This is a genomic window from Pseudomonas sp. TE12508, assembly GCF_056279485.1.
Window position 1 is genome coordinate 163,545 of the sequence record NZ_JBWCCN010000012.1, and the last position, 19,151, is coordinate 182,695.

19 protein-coding genes, 2 tRNA genes and 1 pseudogene are annotated in these 19,151 nt (G+C 59.5%); 11 read left to right on the forward strand and 11 right to left on the reverse strand.

All coding sequences use genetic code 11. The features are described 5' to 3' along the window. Nucleotides 1–389: 389 nt before the first annotated feature. The 5 genes and pseudogenes from nirB to ACZ9IM_RS17925 all read left to right on the forward strand — a co-directional run bounded on the left by nirB (nucleotide 390) and on the right by ACZ9IM_RS17925 (nucleotide 5,588). A complete protein-coding gene (gene nirB, locus ACZ9IM_RS17905; RefSeq protein ID WP_476224609.1) occupies nucleotides 390–2,951 on the forward strand; it encodes a nitrite reductase large subunit NirB in 2,562 nt (853 codons plus the stop codon). Then, nucleotides 2,951–3,337 (forward strand): nitrite reductase small subunit NirD, encoded by a 387-nt coding sequence (nirD, locus tag ACZ9IM_RS17910; RefSeq protein ID WP_476224610.1) that lies wholly within the window; start codon nucleotides 2,951–2,953, stop codon nucleotides 3,335–3,337. Before nirB ends, nirD begins: the two co-directional genes overlap by 1 nt. Nucleotides 3,338–3,368: 31 nt before the next feature. Beyond that, nucleotides 3,369–3,809, forward strand: a complete 441-nt coding sequence (locus tag ACZ9IM_RS17915; protein ID WP_008071340.1) for a CBS domain-containing protein — start codon at nucleotides 3,369–3,371, stop codon at nucleotides 3,807–3,809. A gap of 165 nt (nucleotides 3,810–3,974) precedes the next feature. Then, nucleotides 3,975–4,730: pseudogene (locus tag ACZ9IM_RS17920) on the forward strand (MCP four helix bundle domain-containing protein); the annotation flags it as partial. A 132-nt stretch (nucleotides 4,731–4,862) separates the two neighbouring features. Continuing rightward, nucleotides 4,863–5,588, forward strand: coding sequence for a methyl-accepting chemotaxis protein (locus tag ACZ9IM_RS17925; RefSeq protein ID WP_476224650.1), 726 nt, complete (start codon nucleotides 4,863–4,865; stop codon nucleotides 5,586–5,588). 30 nt (nucleotides 5,589–5,618) lie between these two features. Here the strand turns inward: ACZ9IM_RS17925 and ACZ9IM_RS17930 are convergent, their stop codons facing one another. Further along, nucleotides 5,619–6,392 (reverse strand): L-iditol 2-dehydrogenase, encoded by a 774-nt coding sequence (locus tag ACZ9IM_RS17930; RefSeq protein ID WP_476224611.1) that lies wholly within the window; start codon nucleotides 6,390–6,392, stop codon nucleotides 5,619–5,621. 179 nt (nucleotides 6,393–6,571) lie between these two features. Further along, complete coding sequence (locus ACZ9IM_RS17935; RefSeq protein ID WP_476224612.1) at nucleotides 6,572–7,882, reverse strand: ABC transporter substrate-binding protein; 1,311 nt, start codon at nucleotides 7,880–7,882, stop codon at nucleotides 6,572–6,574. A gap of 322 nt (nucleotides 7,883–8,204) precedes the next feature. Here ACZ9IM_RS17935 and ACZ9IM_RS17940 point away from each other — a divergent pair, with 322 nt between their 5' ends. From ACZ9IM_RS17940 to ACZ9IM_RS17955, 4 genes are all read left to right on the forward strand, one after another. Then, nucleotides 8,205–9,110 (forward strand): helix-turn-helix domain-containing protein, encoded by a 906-nt coding sequence (locus ACZ9IM_RS17940; protein ID WP_427623995.1) that lies wholly within the window; start codon nucleotides 8,205–8,207, stop codon nucleotides 9,108–9,110. Between the two features lie 286 nt (nucleotides 9,111–9,396). Beyond that, nucleotides 9,397–9,470 (forward strand) — tRNA-Cys (locus ACZ9IM_RS17945). Nucleotides 9,471–9,665: 195 nt separating this feature from the next. Next, a tRNA-Leu gene (locus ACZ9IM_RS17950) sits at nucleotides 9,666–9,752 on the forward strand. A 30-nt stretch (nucleotides 9,753–9,782) separates the two neighbouring features. Continuing rightward, complete coding sequence (locus ACZ9IM_RS17955) at nucleotides 9,783–10,058, forward strand: hypothetical protein (protein WP_427624011.1); 276 nt, start codon at nucleotides 9,783–9,785, stop codon at nucleotides 10,056–10,058. Nucleotides 10,059–10,123: 65 nt separating this feature from the next. Here ACZ9IM_RS17955 and ACZ9IM_RS17960 read toward each other — a convergent pair whose 3' ends face one another. The 8 genes from ACZ9IM_RS17960 to ACZ9IM_RS17995 all read right to left on the reverse strand — a co-directional run bounded on the left by ACZ9IM_RS17960 (nucleotide 10,124) and on the right by ACZ9IM_RS17995 (nucleotide 16,391). Then, complete coding sequence (locus tag ACZ9IM_RS17960; RefSeq protein ID WP_008012834.1) at nucleotides 10,124–10,408, reverse strand: hypothetical protein; 285 nt, start codon at nucleotides 10,406–10,408, stop codon at nucleotides 10,124–10,126. A gap of 310 nt (nucleotides 10,409–10,718) precedes the next feature. Next, on the reverse strand, nucleotides 10,719–10,949 hold the full coding sequence (locus ACZ9IM_RS17965; protein ID WP_008012835.1) for a hypothetical protein: 231 nt from the start codon (nucleotides 10,947–10,949) through the stop codon (nucleotides 10,719–10,721). Nucleotides 10,950–11,079: 130 nt separating this feature from the next. Then, a complete protein-coding gene (locus tag ACZ9IM_RS17970) occupies nucleotides 11,080–11,337 on the reverse strand; it encodes a hypothetical protein (protein ID WP_007900018.1) in 258 nt (85 codons plus the stop codon). 69 nt (nucleotides 11,338–11,406) lie between these two features. Continuing rightward, on the reverse strand, nucleotides 11,407–12,444 hold the full coding sequence (locus tag ACZ9IM_RS17975; RefSeq protein WP_476224613.1) for a DNA topoisomerase IB: 1,038 nt from the start codon (nucleotides 12,442–12,444) through the stop codon (nucleotides 11,407–11,409). 75 nt (nucleotides 12,445–12,519) lie between these two features. Beyond that, complete coding sequence (gene modC / locus ACZ9IM_RS17980; protein ID WP_476224614.1) at nucleotides 12,520–13,599, reverse strand: molybdenum ABC transporter ATP-binding protein; 1,080 nt, start codon at nucleotides 13,597–13,599, stop codon at nucleotides 12,520–12,522. Nucleotides 13,600–13,602: 3 nt separating this feature from the next. Next, nucleotides 13,603–14,283, reverse strand: coding sequence for a molybdate ABC transporter permease subunit (modB, locus tag ACZ9IM_RS17985; protein ID WP_476224615.1), 681 nt, complete (start codon nucleotides 14,281–14,283; stop codon nucleotides 13,603–13,605). Then, on the reverse strand, nucleotides 14,284–15,042 hold the full coding sequence (modA, locus tag ACZ9IM_RS17990) for a molybdate ABC transporter substrate-binding protein (RefSeq protein ID WP_427623988.1): 759 nt from the start codon (nucleotides 15,040–15,042) through the stop codon (nucleotides 14,284–14,286). Nucleotides 15,043–15,326: 284 nt separating this feature from the next. Next, nucleotides 15,327–16,391, reverse strand: a complete 1,065-nt coding sequence (locus ACZ9IM_RS17995) for an NAD(P)H-dependent flavin oxidoreductase (protein ID WP_476224616.1) — start codon at nucleotides 16,389–16,391, stop codon at nucleotides 15,327–15,329. 160 nt (nucleotides 16,392–16,551) lie between these two features. On the opposite strand from ACZ9IM_RS17995, the gene acuI reads away from it, so the two are divergent. Next, complete coding sequence (gene acuI, locus ACZ9IM_RS18000) at nucleotides 16,552–17,535, forward strand: acrylyl-CoA reductase (NADPH) (RefSeq protein ID WP_427623985.1); 984 nt, start codon at nucleotides 16,552–16,554, stop codon at nucleotides 17,533–17,535. 53 nt (nucleotides 17,536–17,588) lie between these two features. Then, nucleotides 17,589–18,077 carry a GyrI-like domain-containing protein gene (locus tag ACZ9IM_RS18005; RefSeq protein ID WP_476224617.1) on the forward strand — a complete coding sequence of 163 codons (489 nt, stop codon included), beginning with the start codon at nucleotides 17,589–17,591 and terminating at the stop codon, nucleotides 18,075–18,077. On the opposite strand, the gene ada is transcribed toward ACZ9IM_RS18005, so the two are convergent. After that, nucleotides 18,041–19,114: a bifunctional DNA-binding transcriptional regulator/O6-methylguanine-DNA methyltransferase Ada gene (ada, locus tag ACZ9IM_RS18010; protein ID WP_476224618.1), complete on the reverse strand. Its 1,074-nt coding sequence runs from the start codon at nucleotides 19,112–19,114 to the stop codon at nucleotides 18,041–18,043. The two genes, ACZ9IM_RS18005 and ada, sit on opposite strands and share 37 nt — an antisense overlap. Nucleotides 19,115–19,151 lie beyond the last annotated feature (37 nt).

Here is a 19,151-nt window from a genome sequence, read left to right on the forward strand (position 1 = left end):
TGAGCTATTCCTTCCTTCAGCTCCAACGTCCGCCCACCCGCTCGCAGGGGCCTGCAAAGTTGGCTCGCGCCCGATGAGACCCGCGTGGGCCGGTGTCTTTATCACATTTCCCCATCGTTCAGAGGCCGGTTTTCCAGAACTGAGGAAGTCATACACCGCGGACTGGCACAAAGGCTGCATTGATCCCCTCAGGTCCATCGAAAACAGATGGGCAGCCCACTCGATCAACGAAGATCGACCGGCCGAGCAGGTCGTGGGCAACATCGGTGGATCCGGCGAAGGCGCCAGGTCGAACACCGCGAAGAACAGGCAAAGACGCCTGAAACCGAGAGGTTTCAGGCGTTTTTTTTGCTTTTTTAACCGTGATTGGCTTTGGCTGGGTGCTTACTATGAATTCCAATGTTGCCGCGTTGAACAAACTGCAAACACTGATCGTGATCGGCAATGGCATGGTCGGACATCATTGTGTCGAGCAGCTCATCGAGCGCGGCGCCCTTGACCACTATCGCCTGCATGTCTTCAGCGAAGAGCCGATGCGCGCCTACGACCGGGTGCATCTGTCCGAGTATTTCGGTGGTCGCGATGCCGAGTCGCTGGCCCTGGGCGAAGCCTCTCTGTACCAGACGCCGGGCGTCACTCTGCATCTGGGCGTGCCGGTGTTGGAAATCGACCGAGCGCGACGCCAGGTGATCACCGCGCAAGGTTGCGTCGCTTACGACAAACTGGTCCTGGCCACCGGGTCTTATCCCTTCGTGCCGCCTATTGAAGGTGCGGAAGGTGACTCGCGCCTGGTCTATCGCACCCTGGAAGACCTCGACGCGATTCGTGCCGCGGCCGCCAATGCCCGGCGTGGCGTAGTAGTCGGTGGTGGCCTGCTCGGTCTGGAAGCGGCCAATGCTTTGAAAAGCCTGGGCCTGGAAGCGCATGTGGTGGAATTTGCCCCACGCCTGATGCCGGTGCAGTTGGACGAGCAGGGTGGCCTGGCGCTGAAGGCACAAATCGAGCGGCTCGGCGTGGGTGTGCATCTGTCCCGTGGCACGCAGTCGATCAGTGCCGGCGAGGAATACCGTTATCGGATGAATTTTGCCAACGACGAATTTTTGGAAGCCGACCTGATCGTGTTCTCTGCCGGCATCCGCGCGCAAGACGCGCTGGCCCGCCAATGTGCGCTGGACATCGGTCCGCGTGGCGGCGTGGTGATTGACGATCAGTGCCTGACCAGCGATCCGAATATTTACGCCATCGGCGAGTGTGCCGCCTGGAACGGCAGCCTCTTCGGTCTGGTCGCGCCCGGTTATCAGATGGCCCGTGGCGTCGCGACGCTGCTGTGCAATCAAGTGGCGGAGCCGTTTCAGGGCGCCGACATGTCGACCAAGCTCAAACTGCTCGGCGTCGATGTCGGCTCCATCGGCGATGCTCACGCCCAGACCCCGGGGGCGCGCAGTTATCAGTTCATCGATGAAGCCACGGCCAGCTACCGTCGCCTGGTGGTGGATGCTGACAGCAAACGCGTGCTCGGCGCAGTGCTGGTCGGCGACAACAGCTATTACGACACCTTGCTGCAATACATGCAGAACGGTATTGCCTTGCCGTCGGAACCCGCCAGCCTGATTCTGCCATCGTCCACCGGCGCGCCAACCCTGGGCCCGGGCGCGCTGCCTGAGTCGGCGACCGTTTGCTCGTGCCATAACGTCACCAAGGGCTCGATCTGCTCGGCCATCGACGGTGGTTGCACCGACTTGGGCCTGCTCAAGTCGCAGACCAAGGCCTGCACCGGTTGCGGTGGTTGCGCAGGCCTGCTCAAGCAAGTGTTCGAACACGAGTTGATTGCCCGTGGCGTCAGTGTCGACAAGAGCCTGTGCGAACACTTCGCCTACACCCGTCAGGAGCTTTATGCGCTGGTGCGGGTAGAAGGGGTGATCACCTTCGAAGAACTGCTGGCCAAGCACGGCCGTGGTCACACCGGTTGCGACGTGTGCAAACCGGCGGTGGGCTCGATCCTCGCCTCGTGCTGGAATCAGCCGATCATGGATGCCTCGCTGGTGCCGTTGCAGGACACCAACGACACCTTCATGGCCAACATGCAGAAAAACGGCACCTATTCGGTGGTGCCGCGCATCGCCGGGGGCGAGATCACGGCTGACAAGCTGATCGCGATTGGCGTGGTGGCGAAGAAATACGACCTCTACACCAAAATCACCGGCGGCCAGCGGATCGACCTGTTCGGCGCGCAGTTGCATCAGTTGCCGGACATCTGGTCCGAGCTGATTGAGGCCGGTTTCGAAACCGGGCACGCCTATGGCAAATCGACCCGCACGGTGAAGTCGTGCGTCGGCAGCACCTGGTGCCGATACGGCGTGCAGGACAGCGTAAAAATGGCCCTGACCCTCGAGGATCGCTACAAAGGCCTGCGCTCGCCGCACAAACTCAAGTTCGCGGTCTCCGGCTGCACCCGTGAATGTGCCGAGGCGCAGAGCAAAGACGTGGGCGTGATCGCCACCGAGAACGGCTGGAACCTCTACGTGGCCGGTAACGGCGGCATGCGCCCACGCCACGCCGAGCTGTTCGCCACTGACCTGGACGATGAAACCCTGATCCGTTACATCGACCGCTTCCTGATGTTCTACATCCGCACCGCCGACAAATTGCAGCGCACCTCGGTCTGGCGCGAAAGCCTGGAGGGCGGCCTGGATTACCTCAAGGACGTGGTCATCAACGACAGCCTGGGCCTTGGCGCGGAACTCGAATCGCAGATGCAACTGGTGGTCAACCGCTACGAATGCGAATGGGCCAACGCCCTCAAAGACCCGGAAAAACTCAAGCGCTTCCGCACCTTCGTCAACGATCAACGCCCGGACCCGGACATCCATTTTGTTCAGGAGCGCGGTCAGCGCCGGCCGATCATGGCCGCCGAACTCAACCTTATCCCTGTCACCGAGGAGAATGCCTGATGAGCCAGTCCACTACCCAGCGTGTCGAAATCCCTGCAACCGCGGCCAATGCTCAGGCCTGGCAGGCGGTGTGCAGTCAGCAGGATCTGGTCAGCAACTCCGGCGTCGTGGTCTGGCTCGACGGCGCGCAGGTGGCGCTGTTCTACCTGCCGCAGGCCGAAGGTCGCACCCTCTACGCCATCGACAACCATGATCCGCAATCCGGCGCGAACGTCATCGGCCGCGGACTGATCGGCAGCCTCAAGGGTGATCTGGTGGTTGCTTCGCCGATCTACAAGCAGCATTTCCGTCTTGAGGACGGCAGTTGCCTGGAATACCCGGAGCAGCGCCTGCGGGTATGGCCGGTGCGCCTGAACGCCGGCATCGTGGAAGTCGCAGCGGCTTGATCGCCGCTCTGAACCGTATCGGAGAACGTTGATGAAGACAGCCGCACAGTTGCTCAAACTGAAAGTCGTGCAAAACCAGCAGGTGCACAGCATCGCACCGGACCAGATGGTCCTCGACGCCCTGAAAATGATGGCCGAGAAGAACGTCGGCGCGTTGCCCGTCATTGAAGACGGGCAGGTGGTCGGTGTCATTAGCGAGCGCGACTATGCGCGCAAGGTGGTGCTACAGGGCCGTTCTTCGGTCGGTACACCGGTGCGCGAGATCATGAGCGCGCCGGTGGTGACCGCCGACAGTCAGCAGAGCATCGAGCGCTGCATGGCGGTCATGACCGACAGCCATTTGCGCCATCTGCCCGTGCTTGAGAGCGGTGAACTGATCGGGCTGTTGTCGATTGGCGATCTGGTCAAGGAAGCCATCGTCGAGCAGGCGGATTTGATTCGGCAACTGGAGCACTACATTCGCGGGCACTGAGGACGCTGCGGGACCGATCACAAGATCAAACGCGACAGGGCATACCGCAGGTCGTAAAAACCGGCTCAAATGGAAATAGGCCTAAGTAACTGGTTGGAACAGTCGATAACCCCAAGAGCAAAGCAAGTCAGCCGACCATGCAGATGCCGCCAGGGGAATTATCAAATGTCCATAAAGTTGCGTTTGTTTTTGTTGATCGGCACCAGTTTGCTCACCGCCCTGATCGTGAGCCTGGTCAGCTATCTGGGAAATACCCGGATGACTGAAGCGGTGAGTGACAGCGAGGTCAGCATGACCGCGCTGCGCAACCACCTCGAAGCCGACATGATGCACGATGCGCTGCGCGCGGATGTACTGTCGGCGATGCTGGTCGGGTTGGGCAAAAGCACCAGCAGCAAGGCTGAGGTGCGCAGCTCCCTCGAAGAACATGCGGCGCATTTTCGCGAGATGCTCGGTGACAACCTCAAGCTGCCGGTCAACGATACCCTCAAGGCAGCGCTGGACAAGATCAAGCCCAGCCTCGATACGTACATCAGTACCGCCGAACGCATTGTCGCGCTGGCGCTGGATAATCCGGATACCGCGCAACAGCAACTGGGCACGTTCAATAACGTGTTCAGCCAACTGGAAGACCAGATGGCCGCCCTCAGCGAGCTGATCGAAACCAACACCCAACAGACCAGCGCAGGCACTGCGCAAGCCATCAGCAGCGCCAACTTCACCCTCGGCACCGTCCTCATCGCCAGTTTGTTACTGCTGCTCGCCCAGGGGCGCTGGGTGATCCTGAGCATCATGGGGCCGTTGCAGATCGCCAGTCGCATTGCCGAGAGCATCGCCCATGGCAACTTGAGCGAACCTATTGTCGAACCCACCCGCACGGACGAAGCCAGCACCTTGATTCGCAGCCTGGCGACCATGCAGCGCGATCTGCGCGGGATGATCGAGGTGGTTCGCAGCAACGCCCATGGCGTCAGTGGCATGAGTCAGCAGTTGAGCAGCGGCTGCCATAAGGTCGCGGGCAGCAGCCAGCAACAAAGCGTCGCCGCCAGCACCATGGCCGCGGCGGCCAGCGAAATGACCGCGAGCATCGAGGAAATCACCCGACATGCCGAGCGTGCACTGGACATGGCCAACCAGGCCGAGGAGCTGGCCAAGGACGGCGGTCGCGTGATCCATCAGGTGGTCAGCGACATGGACGGTATTGCGCGTTCGGCGCAGCAGTCGGCACAGGTGATCCGCACACTGGACAAGGAGTCCGAGGGGATTTTCAGCATCATTCAGGTGATCAAGGGCATCGCCGACCAAACCAACCTGTTGGCACTTAACGCCGCCATCGAGGCCGCTCGCGCCGGTGAGCAGGGCCGTGGCTTTGCTGTGGTGGCCGATGAGGTGCGCAGCCTGGCGGGCCGCACCAGCGCCTCCACCCAGGAAATCGCCACCATGGTCGCGCGCATTCAGCAAAGCACCCGTGAGGCGGTCACCAGCATGGAGGCGGGCGTCGCGCAGGTCGACAAAGGCATGGCGGTGACCGCCGATGTCGAGCGCGCCATCCGCGAAATCCTCCAGGCCACGCTCAGCACCACTGAGCTGGTCAATGACATCAGCCGCACGATCGGTGAACAGAGCCTGGCCAGTAACGAAATCGCCCATCAGGTGGAAATGATTGCCGGCATGTCCGAAGGCAACAGCAAGGTCATCAACCAGACCGCCTCGACCACCGATGAGCTGTCTACATTGGCGGGCCAGCTCTCGCAATCGGTGGATCGTTTTCGTCTTTGAGGCATTGGCTGGCCCTGTTCCTGGGGCCAGTCAGCTCATCCAGTTGCCGCCATCGACGTTATAGGTCTGCGCCACGATGTAATCGCTCTCGGCCGATGCCAAGAAGATCGCCATACCGACAAGATCATCTGCCGTGCCCATGCGTCCATAGGGTACTTCCTGACCCGCCAGCCTTTTCTTTTCCCCGAGCGGCCGGTTTTCATATTTGGCGAACAGCGCATCGACACCATCCCAATGCTCACCGTCCACCACGCCCGGCGCGATGGCGTTCACGTTGATGTTATGGGGGATGAGATTGAGGCCGGCCGATTGCGTGAGGCTGATCACCGCGGCTTTGGTCGCGCAATACACCGCGACAAGCGCTTCACCGCGCCGACCGGCCTGACTGGCCATATTGATGATCTTGCCGCCGTGGCCCTGGCTGATCATCTGTTTGGCCGCGGCCTGCAGCGTGAACAGGGTGCCGGAAACGTTGATCGAGAACAGCCGTTCGTAGCTGTCGCGAGAAATCTCGGTAATCGGCGCGAGATCAAACAGTGCCGCGTTGTTGATCAGGATATCGAGCTTGCCTGTGGTCGCGATAACCGCAGCGATGGCACCGTCGATGGATTGCTGATCGGTCACGTCCATCTCGACCGCATAGGCATTCGGCCCCATCTCGGCAGCGGTGGCTTGCGCCCGTTCCAGGTTGATGTCTGCGATCGCGACCGTAGCGCCTTCGCGGATATAGGCTTGCGCGAACGTTCTCCCGATGCCTCTGGCAGAACCGGTGATAAGGGCGCTTTTTCCTTCCAAACGTTTCATTTTTCCCATCCAATCGTTAGAGCTAAAGAGAGACGCCCCCGTTGAGGGCATTAAATGCGGTCGTCAGCCTGCGAAGAACCCTGTGGGAGCGAGCCTGCTCGCGATGGCGGCGTCTCAGGCTGTATCAATGTTGAATATGCCGGCCTCATCGCGAGCAGGCTCGCTCCCACACGGATTACCTACTTGGGATAACCAGCGCGTTTCATCTCGCGTTCGGTGGTTTGCTGGGCCGAGGCCAGAGCCTGCTCAACCGGCATCTGCCCGGTGAGCGCCGCAGACAGCAGCTTGCCGACCGACGTACCGATGGCCTGGAACTCAGGAATGGTCACGTACTGGATACCGACGTAGGGCACGGGTTGGGCTGACGGGTGTGCAGGGTCGGCGTGCTGCATCATTTTCAGCGTGACACCGGCGAAGGGCGCAGCCTGCAAATAAGCGTCGCTGTAGGTGGACATGCGAGTGCCCGGCGGTACGTTGGTGATGCCATCCTTCTCGGCGACCAGCAGGATGTATTCCTTGGAGGTCGCCCACGTCACAAAGGCTTTGGCGGCTTCCTTGTGTTTGGACGTCGCGGGGATGGCCAGCGACCAGGCATAGAGCCAGGACGAACCCTTGTCGGTGACCTGCGTGGGGGCCGCGACGAAGCCGACCTTATCGGCGACCTTGCTTTGAGTTGTATCGGTGATGAAGGAGCCTGCGACGCTGGCATCGACCCAGATCGCGCATTTCCCGCTGTTGAACAGGGCCAGTGTCTCGTTGAAGCCATTGCTCGAAACGCCCGGCGGGCCGTACTGCTTGAGGGTGTTGACGTAGAAGTTCGCGGCGGCGGTCCATTCCGGCCCAGTGAGTTGCGGCTGCCACTGCTCGTTGAACCAGCGTGCACCGAAGGCGTTGGACATGGTGGTCAGCAACGCCATGTTTTCACCCCAACCAGCCTTGCCGCGCAGGCACATTCCATACTGCTCTTTGTCCGGCTGGTGCAGCTTGCCGGCGAACTCGCCGAGCTGCGTCCAGGTCGGGTGCTCGGGCATGCTCAGGCCGGCGTTCTTGAACAAGTCGGTTCGGTAATAGGTGATTGTACTTTCGCCATAAAACGGCAGGGCATAGAGCGTGTCGTTGACTGACAGTCCCTGGCGAACCGAGGGGAAAATATCCTCGAGGTCATAGCTGGCGGGCAGATCCTTTATCGGTTCCAGCCAATGCTTGGCGCCCCACAGCGGTGTTTCGTAAGTGCCGATGGTGAGCACGTCGAATTGACCGCCCTGAGTGGCAATGTCAGTGGTCAGGCGCTGACGCAACACGTTCTCTTCAAGCACCACCCAGTTGAGCTTCACGTCCGGGTGCAGCTGTTCGAACGTTTTGGACAGCCGCTGCATGCGGATCATATCGCTGTTGTTCACGGTGGCGATGGTCACCGTTTCGGCAGCCTGGCAGAGCAGGGCAGAGGACAGGCCGGCGGATAGAAAAAACGCGCTTGGGATGATCTTCATCGTGTTCTCCGCTCTGCGCCTTGGGCGGCAGAGGCACTTATTGTTGTTGTAATCCACGATGCGAGTCATAGCCGCAACGGGATGACCACAGGATTACAGCAACCCAAGTGATGAACAAATGAACGGCATACACCGCACTGATACTTTTTTAACCGGGCAGGACAGTGGAAAAAAAGTATCAGTGACCGCCACACAGGGCGCTAGGCTTGCTGTCTGCTTAGTGTGAATCTGATAACAGCGCCGTGGAGTTTCGAATCTCTTCGATTCGTCCCGGCTTCGCGGTAGCCTTGATAAAACCAACAAAAATGGAATCGCCAGGGTGATGAACCATCACGTAACCGCAGACAAGCCGCCAGCGCTTGAAGTCATTCTGAACGAGCCCCAGCACAGCTTTCGTTGGTACGAGCATGACTATCCCTTCGACCTTGCGCGTTGGAATCATCATCCGGAATTCGAGATCCACCTGATCCGCGAAGGCAGTGGTCGGCTATTGGCGGGTGACTACATCGGCCTGTTCGAGGCCGGCCACGTCGCCCTGATCGGTCCAGGCCTGCCTCACGACTGGATCAGCGACCTGGGCAAAGGGGAGGTGATTGCCGGCCGCGACGTCGTGTTGCAATTCGATGGTCAGATGTTGATGCAACTGCGCGACAAGGTCCCCGAACTCAGCGAATTGCAAAGCCTGTTTCGTCAGGCGGCCCAGGGCATCCAGTTTCATGGCGTGACCCGTAAAAAAGCGGCCCGACTGATGGAAGAAATCGGTCAGTGCCAAGGATTACAGAGGCTGTGCCTGTTCCTGTCGTTGCTGCAGTTGTTGGCATCGGCCCCCGACACCGAGCGACAGACGCTCGCCAGCCTGCAATATGCGCCGATGCTCGACGCATTGACGGCCCAGCGCATGAGTATTGTCTTCGACTACATCCTCAACGACCTTGCGGATGAGTTGCGGATGTCCGTCATCGCCCAGCGCCTGGACATGAACGAACCGGCCTTCTCCAAATTCTTCAAGCGCGCCACTGGCCATACCTTCGTCGACCTGACGCGCAAACTGCGGGTTCAGCGCGCCTGCCGTTTGCTGGCGCAAAGCAGTTTCAGCGTTGCAGATATCTGCTTTGAAGTGGGTTATGCCAACCTGTCGAATTTCAATCGGCACTTCCGACATGAAATGCAGGAAACGCCCAGTCAGTATCGGCAGCGGTTGCAACGGGTGGTGGCGGTCAGTCATTAAAGGGCACAAGATCAAAAGATCGCAGCCTTCGGCAGCTCCTACGGATGTACGCGACCCATGTAGGAGCCGCCGAAGGCTGCGATCTTTTAAGGATGACGGGATGGACGTGGAATTATTTTTCTCCAGTTCTTGACATGCCTTTCGAACCAGTCCAGAATTGCGTCCATTCCTGCTTAGGGAACACGAAAACCCCTTAGATTTCAAAGGGTTGGATGCTAGATTAGAATCTTGTTTCCAGATACGAGTTTACACGTTTGATGTTGTGCTACTGACATCAGATGTTTGAGGCCGAATAGCAAAATGGTTATGCAGTGGATTGCAAATCCACCTACGCCGGTTCGATTCCGACTTCGGCCTCCACTTTAAACGAGCTCCGTAGATCCATGATCTACGGAGCTTTTTTATTTTCGCAGTCCTGCAAGATTTAGTCTTGAAAAGGATCTTTGCGAACTTGCTTCACCGGGGCGGGATGTATATATTTCCCCCTCTGTTGCACAAGCGTCAGAACTGCCAGATCGTTACTGGTCAGTCTTCAGACCGCTTTACCGCGCTACCGCCCGAATGGCGAAACTGGTAGACGCATGGGACTTAAAATCCCCCGCTCGTAAGGGCGTGCCGGTTCGATTCCGGCTTCGGGCACCATATTTATCAAAGGCCTGCATGAGATTTCTCATGCAGGCCTTTGTCGTTTCTGCCTCTCAATTTTTGACAGGCTCTATCGTTGATACCCGTCACAAGAATTTCAGCCGCGATGCTCGCTATCTCGCCTGTATCGACCCTGAGTACCTTCAGCTCATAAAGCAGCTACTTCTGCGTCCATTTCCCAACACCGGTTTCACAATCGATCTTGGCCTGCGGCAGGTTCTCAACGCTGTAGTAATACGTGATGACCTGGGCATTGTCGGGAATATTCAGCGGTTTGCTGTTCTTGTCCTTGCTATCGACTGAGGGTTGGCCAGCGCCTCTGCAGTATTTCCTCTCGTATAGCGCCCCCTGTTGAGGGTGGGAGTCAGCTACACGAATGGCTGGCCAGTGAAACCGCGCGGCAGTCTTTGCAAACCGGGCATTTCGATCAGCCGCTGGGTCCAGGCTGCGCGCCAGTCATTGGCGGTGTGGGTTGCTTTGGCCTTGCGCGCGGCGCGACGGGCAGCGTTGCGTTCGGCTTTGCGTGCTTCTTTGAACGCATCGGTGTTTCGGCAGCTTCGGCATTTCACCCGGGTCAGTATGCTGCTTGACGTCAGGTTGCTGCCTTTGTGTCCGCAGGCCAGGTGCCCGCCGACTTTGAAGTGAGTGACCATGGGGTATCTCCTTCGTGATGTGTAATCGTTCGACAGGCGGGCGAGGGCGTTCGTTCGCTATACAACAGGCAAAAAAAGGCCCGCATGCGGGCGGGCCAGGGGGATTTCTTGAAAGGAGTGGATGCACTGTAGGGGATGATTTGTGAAGGCCGTGTGAAATGGGAAAAGACACAAACAAAAAAATCCCGGCAAATTTGGCCGGGTGGGTGTGTAGCGCATGACAGGCAGGCAGGTATAAGCCTGGTGACGATTGTCACCGTTCAGGTGCCCTGAAGGGGGCTTTGTGCATGGCTCAAGTACTTGGGTCGATTCATCTGAACCGAGGCAGCGGCGGCTCTACAGGTTTGAGTGAAGACAGTGCGCTGCGAATCTGCGGCGTGTCTTTCTCGATGTCATTCAGACGATCGCGAATCCTGAGGGCTGTCGGATGCCCCCCTTGATTATCAACCCAATCGGCGATCTCCTTGCACGCGGCGGCAAGGCGCGCCTGACGGGAGTCAAGCAGGGTGAGCAGGGTGGTGATGGACTCTTTCTCGGACATGACATACACCTCCGTTCAAAGAAATCGGGTAAAGGGCAACAAAAAGCCCGCGGGGAGCGAGCTTTCTGCCGATGGGTCGCTGATCCTTCAGCACCTCTAAGTATAGACCCGGAAATAAAACAGGCCAGCTTCAGGCCTGCCGGGACTTCGGCGAGCTGACCGCGTTAAGCCGCCGACATTCGCGCGCGGCGTCCTCTTCAAGATCAAAGCCGTCACCGATGAAGCCGCGAGTGCGGGTATCGGTAATGCGATACCAGACGGCAGCATCGGGTGGCGGGTGATCGGGTTCTCCGGCCCGGCGGCCATGAATGATGATCTTGTTGCAGCGTTTCACAACGAAAATGTCTTCCATGGCGTCACCGAAGCTATTCGTATTCAGATCAAGCATAGAAGCCCTTTGCAATCACGCAAAAAAAGGACAGGTCAGTTCGTCGGTTTAATTCGCCTCGAAGAGGTCTTAGGGTGTTTCAGCCGTCTCGATAAGCTTCTCCAGAAGCACAGCCAACGCGACTTCTTCTGCCCTCAATCTTTTACGTCCTCTTGATCGCGGCAGTTTGGATAATGCGCCCTGCATGAAACCATCAACGACCGCCGGATGGATGTAGCACTTGCGGCAAACCGCCGGAGTGTTGCCCAACTGTCGGGCGACGTTCTTGACCATTTCCACCACATGGCGCTTCGCGTCGGCTTCCGATTCCCACTGCAACTCGCGCAGCACCGCCAATGCCAACGCACTGCCGGCCCAAGTGCGGTAGTCCTTTGCGGTGAAATCGGCGCCGGTCAGCGTCTTTAAGTAGGCGTTGACGTCGGAGGAACTGATGGTGTGCCGCTCGCCGTTTTCGTCCAGATACTGAAAGAGGTTTTGCCCGGGGATTTCCAGGCAGCGTTTGATGATTCGCGCCAGGCGGCGGTCTTTTACGGTGATCTGGTGCTCGATTCCGCTCTTGCCGCGAAACTGGAACAGGATTGCGCTGCCGTTGACCTCGACGTGACGGTTGCGCAGGGTCGTCAGGCCATATGAGCGGTTGTCCCGGGCGTATTGCGTGTTGCCGACCCGGATCAGCGTCGCATCGAGCAAGGTAATCACCGTGGCCATGACCTTGTCGCGGCTGAAGCCGGGGGCCGCCAGCAGCGCTTCCAGTTGCTTGCGCAGTTTCGGCAGGGCCAGGCCGAAGTCCCGCAAACGCGAGTATTTGTCGGCATCGCGCACTTCTCGCCAGCGCGGGTGATAACGGTATTGCTTGCGACCGCGAGCGTCGCGGCCGGTGGCTTGCAGATGGCCGCGCGGGTCGGGGCAAATCCACACATCGGTGTAGGCGGGCGGCACCGCGAGTGCATTGATGCGTTTGATTTCATCCGGATCGGTAATGCGTTGCTCCGCCGGGTCAAAGTAGCAAAACTTGCCGCGCAGGAGTTTGCGGGTGATGCCGGGCTGGCTGTCATCGACGTAATGCAGGTCGGGCGGCAGAACATCGGGCAACGCGGTATCTGGCATGGCGGGCAATCCTGGGCGACGAATCATGGGGCGTTAAGCCATTGACCGCGCGCCATCGTCGGGGTGCCGACGAATTCAGGCCAGCACCGCCACCGCTTTGATTTGCGCCCAGAGTTGCTGTCCGGGGTGCACGCCCAGTTGATCCCGGGAATAGCGGGTGATTCGCGCCAGTAGCGGTGTGCCGGCCGCGTTCAGGCGGATCAGTACGTGAGCGGCGTTATCGGCACCGATTTCACTGATCACCGTGACCGGCAGGCGATTGAGAATGCTGCTTTGTTCGACGCCTTGCAGGCTCAGGCTGACATCCCGCGCCTGGACCTTGCAGCGCAGCGCCTGGCCCTCGGCCATCGGCGAATGGGCGACCCGAATGCTCAGCTCCGTGTTGGGCAGTTGCAAAGTCAACAACTGGTAGTCGGCGTCATAGGCGCTGACGTGTCCTTCGATCACCACGCCGGCATCGTCGCCCAGCGCCAGCGGCAGATCGAGCCGGGCCAGGGTTTCGCCGATGGCGCCGCTGGCCAAAGCCTTGCCGTTGCTGAGCAGAACGAGGTGGTCGGCGAGCCGCGCGACTTCATCCTGGGAGTGGCTGACGTACAGCACGGGGATGTCTAGCTCATCGTGCAGCCGTTGCAGATACGGCAGGATTTCGTTCTTACGCTGGGTATCGAGCGCCGCCAGCGGCTCATCCATCAGCAATAGTTTCGGGCTGGTGAGCAGGGCACGAGCGATGCCGATCCGCTGGCGCTCACCGCCAGAAAGGTTCTGCGGATCACGGGCCAGCAAATGGCCAATCCCCAGCAACTCAGTGGCATGCGCCATGTCGACCCGGCGCTGTTGGCGAGGGATGCGCCTGAGGCCGAACTCCAGATTGGCCCGCACCGATAAATGCGGGAACAGGCTGGCTTCCTGGAAGACATAACCCAAAGCGCGTTTATGCGGCGGGACAAAAATCCCCTTGTCGCTGTCTTCCCAGACTTCATCGTTGACCTGAACAAAACCCTGCCCGGCCTGTTCCAGACCGGCGATGCAGCGCAGGCACGTGGTTTTACCCGAACCGGAATGGCCGTAAAGCGCCGTCACTCCGCGGCCGGGCAGTTGCAGGTCCACATCCAGGGAGAATCCCGAATAATTCAGTTTCAAGCGCGCATGAATCATCGATCAGCTCCAGACCGCTTTGGTTTTACGGCTGGAGTAGAGCGCCAGCAATACTGCAAACGAGAACACCAGCATCGCCCCGGCCAGCCAATGAGCCTGGGCGTATTCCATGGCTTCGACGTGATCGTAGATCTGCACCGAGACCACGCGGGTCTTGTCGGGAATGTTGCCGCCGATCATCAGTACTACGCCGAACTCGCCGACGGTGTGGGCGAAACCGAGAATGGCCGCGGTGATGAAACCGGGACGGGCCAGCGGCACAATCACGCTGAAGAACGTGTCCCAGGGGTTGGCGCGCAAGGTTGCAGCCACTTCCAGTGGGCGAGTGCCAATGGCGGAAAAAGCATTTTGCAGTGGCTGGACCACGAACGGCATCGAGTACAGCACCGAACCGATCACCAACCCCGCAAAACTGAAGGTCAAGGTGCCGAGCCCTAGCGATTGGGTGAACTGGCCGACCCACCCGTTAGGACCGAGCGCCAGCAACAAATAAAAGCCAATCACCGTGGGCGGCAGCACCAGGGGCAGGGCGACGATCGCCCCGATCGGGCCGCGCAGCCAGGACTGGGTACGCGACAGCCATAACGCAATCGGAGTGCCGATGACCAACAGGATCACGGTCGTCAGGGACGCCAGTTTGAGAGTCAGCCAGATGGCGGAATAATCGGCACTCGATAGCGTCATTTAGAGTTGGTAACCGTAGGATTTGATGACAGCGGCGGCTTTCGGACCTTTGAGGTAGTCAACCAGCGCCTTGGCGGCCGGGTTGTCCTTGCCCTTATTGAGGATCACCGCGTCTTGTTTGATCGGGTCATGCAGATCGGCCGGCACGATCCAGGCCGAACCGCTGGTGACTTTGCCGTCTTTGTAGATCTGCGACAAGGCCACAAAACCGAGTTCGGCATTACCAGTGGATACGAACTGGTAGGCCTGGGTGATGTTCTGGCCTTCAACGATCTTGTCTTTGACCTTGTCGGTCAGCCCCTGTTTGGCCAGCACTTGAGTGGCAGCCAGGCCATACGGGGCGGCTTTCGGGTTGGCGATGGACAGATGTTGATACTGATTGTCGCTCAGCACCTTGCCCTTGGCGTCGACGTAACCGTCCTTGGCCGACCACAGCGCCAGGGTGCCGATGGCGTAGGTGAAGCGCGAGCCTTTGACCGTGTCGCCTTCGGCTTCAAGTTTTTTCGGGGTGGTGTCGTCTGCCGAGAGGAACACTTCGAACGGCGCGCCGTTCTTGATCTGGGTATAGAACTGGCCGGTTGCACCAAAGGAGGTGACCAGTTTGTGCCCGGTGTCTTTCTCGAAATCGGCCGCAATGGCCTGGATCGGCGCGGTGAAGTTGGCAGCAACGGCGACCTGGACTTCATCCGCCTGGGCGGACCCGAAAGCGAACACGGTGAACAGGCACGCGGGGGCAAAACGTGAGGCACGAATGGTCATGGAACGGCTCCGTGGTAGGCGAGTGAAACGCTATATAGCGGAATATATAGCGAATTGCCTGTAAACGGAACTTTCTAGCAGCGTGAAGAGAGTTGAACTGTGATGAAGCGGCTCCTGTGGCGAGGGAGCTTGCTCCCGTTCGGCTGCGAAGCAGTCGTGAAGCTTTTGGGGCCGCTTCGCGACCCAGCGGGAGCAAGCTCCCTCGCCACAGGAAAGCCCCTTCATCACAGGAAGCGCCCTCACCACAGGAAACCCCCTAGCCACAGTTTTTTGTTGGTCGCTGTCTAGCAGCGAGTCAGTTTGGCCAACGCCTCATCCGCCAACCGCCGGGTCAGCTCTGCCGAAGTCATTTCAACCCCCAACGTGAACGCCTGCCCGGCCCAAAGGCTGCTGAAGTCCGCCTCCCCTTTGGCCCGCAACGGCATCAACGCACCGCCCGCCAGGGGGAACGTCGGCGCTTTGTCACACATGGGCCCCAGTTCACGCATCACCCGATTGAGAATCCCGCGTGCCGGGCGGCCGGTGAAAATATTGGTAACCGCCGTTTCGCTCTCCTTGGCCGTTCGCAACGCCTTTTGGTGAGAAGCGCTGACCTTGGCCTCCGGCGTGAACAAATAAGCCGTACCCACCTGGACCGCCGAAGCGCCCAGCAGAAAAGCCGCCGCGACACCCCGCGCATCTCCAATCCCGCCCGCCGCAATTACCGGCACTTTCACCGCATCGACGATTTGTGGCACCAGGGCAAATGTCCCTACCTGGCTGCTCAGGTCATCACTGAGGAACATCCCCCGGTGACCGCCGGCCTCGTAACCCATGGCGATGATCGCGTCGCAACCATGCTGTTCCAACCAGATGGCCTCTTCGACGGTAGTCGCCGAAGAGAGAATTTTCGCCCCGGTAGCTTTTACCCGATCCAATAGAGACTTTTCCGGCAAGCCAAAGTGAAAACTCACCACTTCGGGACGAAATTCTTCGATCACTTCGCAGGCTGCATTATCGAACGGTGCGCGATTGGACACTGGCGTCGGCGCGTCGAAGTCGACACCCAGTTCCCGGTAATACGGTTCCAGCAGGTTTTTCCAGTCCCGTGCGCGTTGCTCATCGGGGGCCGGAGGTTGATGGCAGAAGAAATTCACGCTGAACGGGCGCTGGGTGTGTTGGCGAATCGTTTTCAGCTCCTCGCGCAACTGCTCGATGCTCAGCATCGCGGCGGGCATCGAGCCCAGGCCGCCAGCGTTGCTCACCGCAATCACCATGGCCGACGTTGTCGCGCCGGCCAAGGGGCCCTGGATGATCGGCAGTTCGATCCCGAGCAGGTCAAGAATGCGGGTGTCTGGCCATTGACTCATGTGCAGTGTTCTCCGACGTCGGTAGAAGCGAATTTGTATCAGTAATGACTGACGCAAGGCCAGTCGAGTTTGAGGATTGGCTTAAAGTCGGCTACGGCGATGTGTTTTCATGTGTTATTTCAACAGCACGACAACTGAGCGATTCCATCGGGAGGCAGTGATGTTCAAAGGTATTTTGATCGACAAGGACGACAACGGTTACCGGGCCACCTTGCAAGAGATCAGTGATGATCAATTGCCTGAAGGCGATGTGACGGTGCGTGTGGCGTACAGCACGCTGAACTTCAAGGATGGCCTGGCGATCACGGGCAGCAGCCCGGTGGTGCGAAAATTCCCGATGGTGCCGGGGATCGATCTGGCAGGCACTGTCGAAGTCAGCGGGCATCCGGATTACAAGGTTGGTGATCAAGTCCTGCTCAATGGCTGGGGTGTGGGCGAAGGACACTGGGGCGGATTGGCGCAGAAAGCTCGCCTGAATGGCGACTGGCTGATCCCGTTGCCCAAAGCCTTCACCGCCGCGCAAGCGATGGCCATCGGCACGGCCGGTTACACAGCGATGCTGAGCATCCTGGCGCTGGAGCACAACGGTGTGAACCCCGATCAAGGCGAAGTGCTGGTGACAGGCGCCAACGGTGGCGTAGGCAGTTTCGCCATCGCGCTGCTGAACAAACTCGGCTATCGCGTGGTGGCGTCCACCGGCCGCACCGCCGAGCACGACTACCTCAAGCAATTGGGTGCCAGTGAAATCATCGATCGCGCCACGTTGTCGGAGCCGGGCAAACCATTGGCCAAGGAACGTTGGGCTGCGGTGATCGATTCGGTCGGCAGCCACACGCTGGCCAACGCTTGCGCCAGCACTCGGGCCAACGGCATCGTCGCTGCTTGCGGACTGGCCCAGGGCATGGACTTCCCGGCCTCCGTTGCGCCGTTCATTTTGCGCGGTGTGACCCTGGCCGGCATCAACAGCGTGACCCAACCCAAAGCCAAGCGGATACTGGCCTGGAATCGCCTGGCCAAGGATCTGGACTTTGCCTTGCTGCCGCTGATCAGCCACGAAATCGGCTTGAGTGAAGCCATCGACGCGGCCCAGCGCCTGCTTGCCGGCCAGTTGCGTGGTCGGGTGGTAGTCGACGTCAATCGTTGATCGTCTCGGCGCCAATCAAACAGACAAACTGTAGAAACAAGGAAATAGCGACAATGGATGTAAAGCTGCGTGAAGTGCTGCCCTTTAGCGTCTCGGGTTTGCAGGTTCGAACCCTAAATGCCGCAGAAAAGCAGCCAGATACCGCGCGTATCGGCCCTATGTGGGAACAGTTTTTCGTTGAGGACGTTTTCGACAAGATCGCCCACAAGCAGCCGGATTCCTTTATGTACGGCGTCTATTCCAACTACGAGTCCGACGCTTCGGGCCACTTCGATGTGACCGCGGGTGCAGCGGTCACCGCGCCCTCCGAGGACTTTGCGCAGATTCAGGTTGAGGGCGGCGATTACCTGGTATTCAGCGCCAAAGGGCCGATGCCCGACAGCGTCATCCAGACGTGGGGCCTGGTCTGGGCTTACTTCGAGGATAACCCGCAGGTTCGTCGCAAATTCGCCACGGACTTCGAGGTCTACACCGGCCCGGAGTCAGTGGCGATCTACATCGGCATTCAGGACTCAGCCGCGTTTTCGCGTTCCAGCAACTGACGCTTGCGCTCCACGCCCCAGCGATAGCCCGACAGGTTGCCGTCGCTGCGCACCACGCGATGGCAAGGGATTGCCACCGCCAGGCTGTTCGCACCACAGGCCTGGGCCACGGCGCGCACGGCTTTCGGTGCGCCGATGCGTTGAGCGATATCGGCGTAACTGGCGGTGCTGCCGGCGGGAATCTCCCGCAGCGCTTGCCACACCCGTTCCTGAAACGCCGTGCCGCGTACGTCCAGCGGCAAGTCCAGGCCGAGGGCCGGGGCTTCGATAAAACCCACCACTTTAGCGATCAACTGCTCGAACTCATGATCGGCGCCAATCAGGTTGGCACGCCGAAACTTGTCCTGCAGGTCACAGACCAATTGATGCGGGTCGTCCCCCAACAGAATCGCGCAGACGCCGCGCTCACTTTGCGCCACCAGAATCGCTCCCAGAGAACACTGGCCGACGGCAAAACGAATGTCATTGTTCTGCCCGGCCGCACGGTAATCGCCGGGCTTCATGCCCAGCACTTGATCCGCGGCCTCATAGAATCGGCTGTTGGAGTTGAATCCGGCGTCATACAGCGCGTCGGTGACCGTGCCTCCGTCCACCAGGCGCTCGCGAACCTTGCGTGAACGATGGGCGGTGGCGTAGCCCTTGGGCGTCAGGCCGGTGATGGCCTTAAACACGCGATGGAAGTGGAAACTGCTCAGGCCGGCGGCGTCCGCCAGTTCATTCAGCGCCGGCAACGTCTCGGCGGATTCGATGTGACGGCATGCGGCGGCCACGGTTGTGGCGTGCTGTGCGGCGACGTCGCTTTGATCCTTCGCGGCTCGTTTGCTGGGGCGATAACCCGCCGCCTGAGCTTGCTCGGCGGTGTCGAAGAACTCGACATTCTGCGGTTTCGGCAAACGCGCCAGGCTGCTGGGGCGGCAGTAGATGCCGGTGGTTTTCACCGCATACACAAACTGCCCGTCGGCGCGGGGATCGCGCGCGACCACGGCAGCCCAGCGAGGATCGTTCTCGGTAGCGATTTTTGTCGATTGAGTTGTCATGGCTTCATGTCCGTTGACCCGTTTCATGCAGATTAAC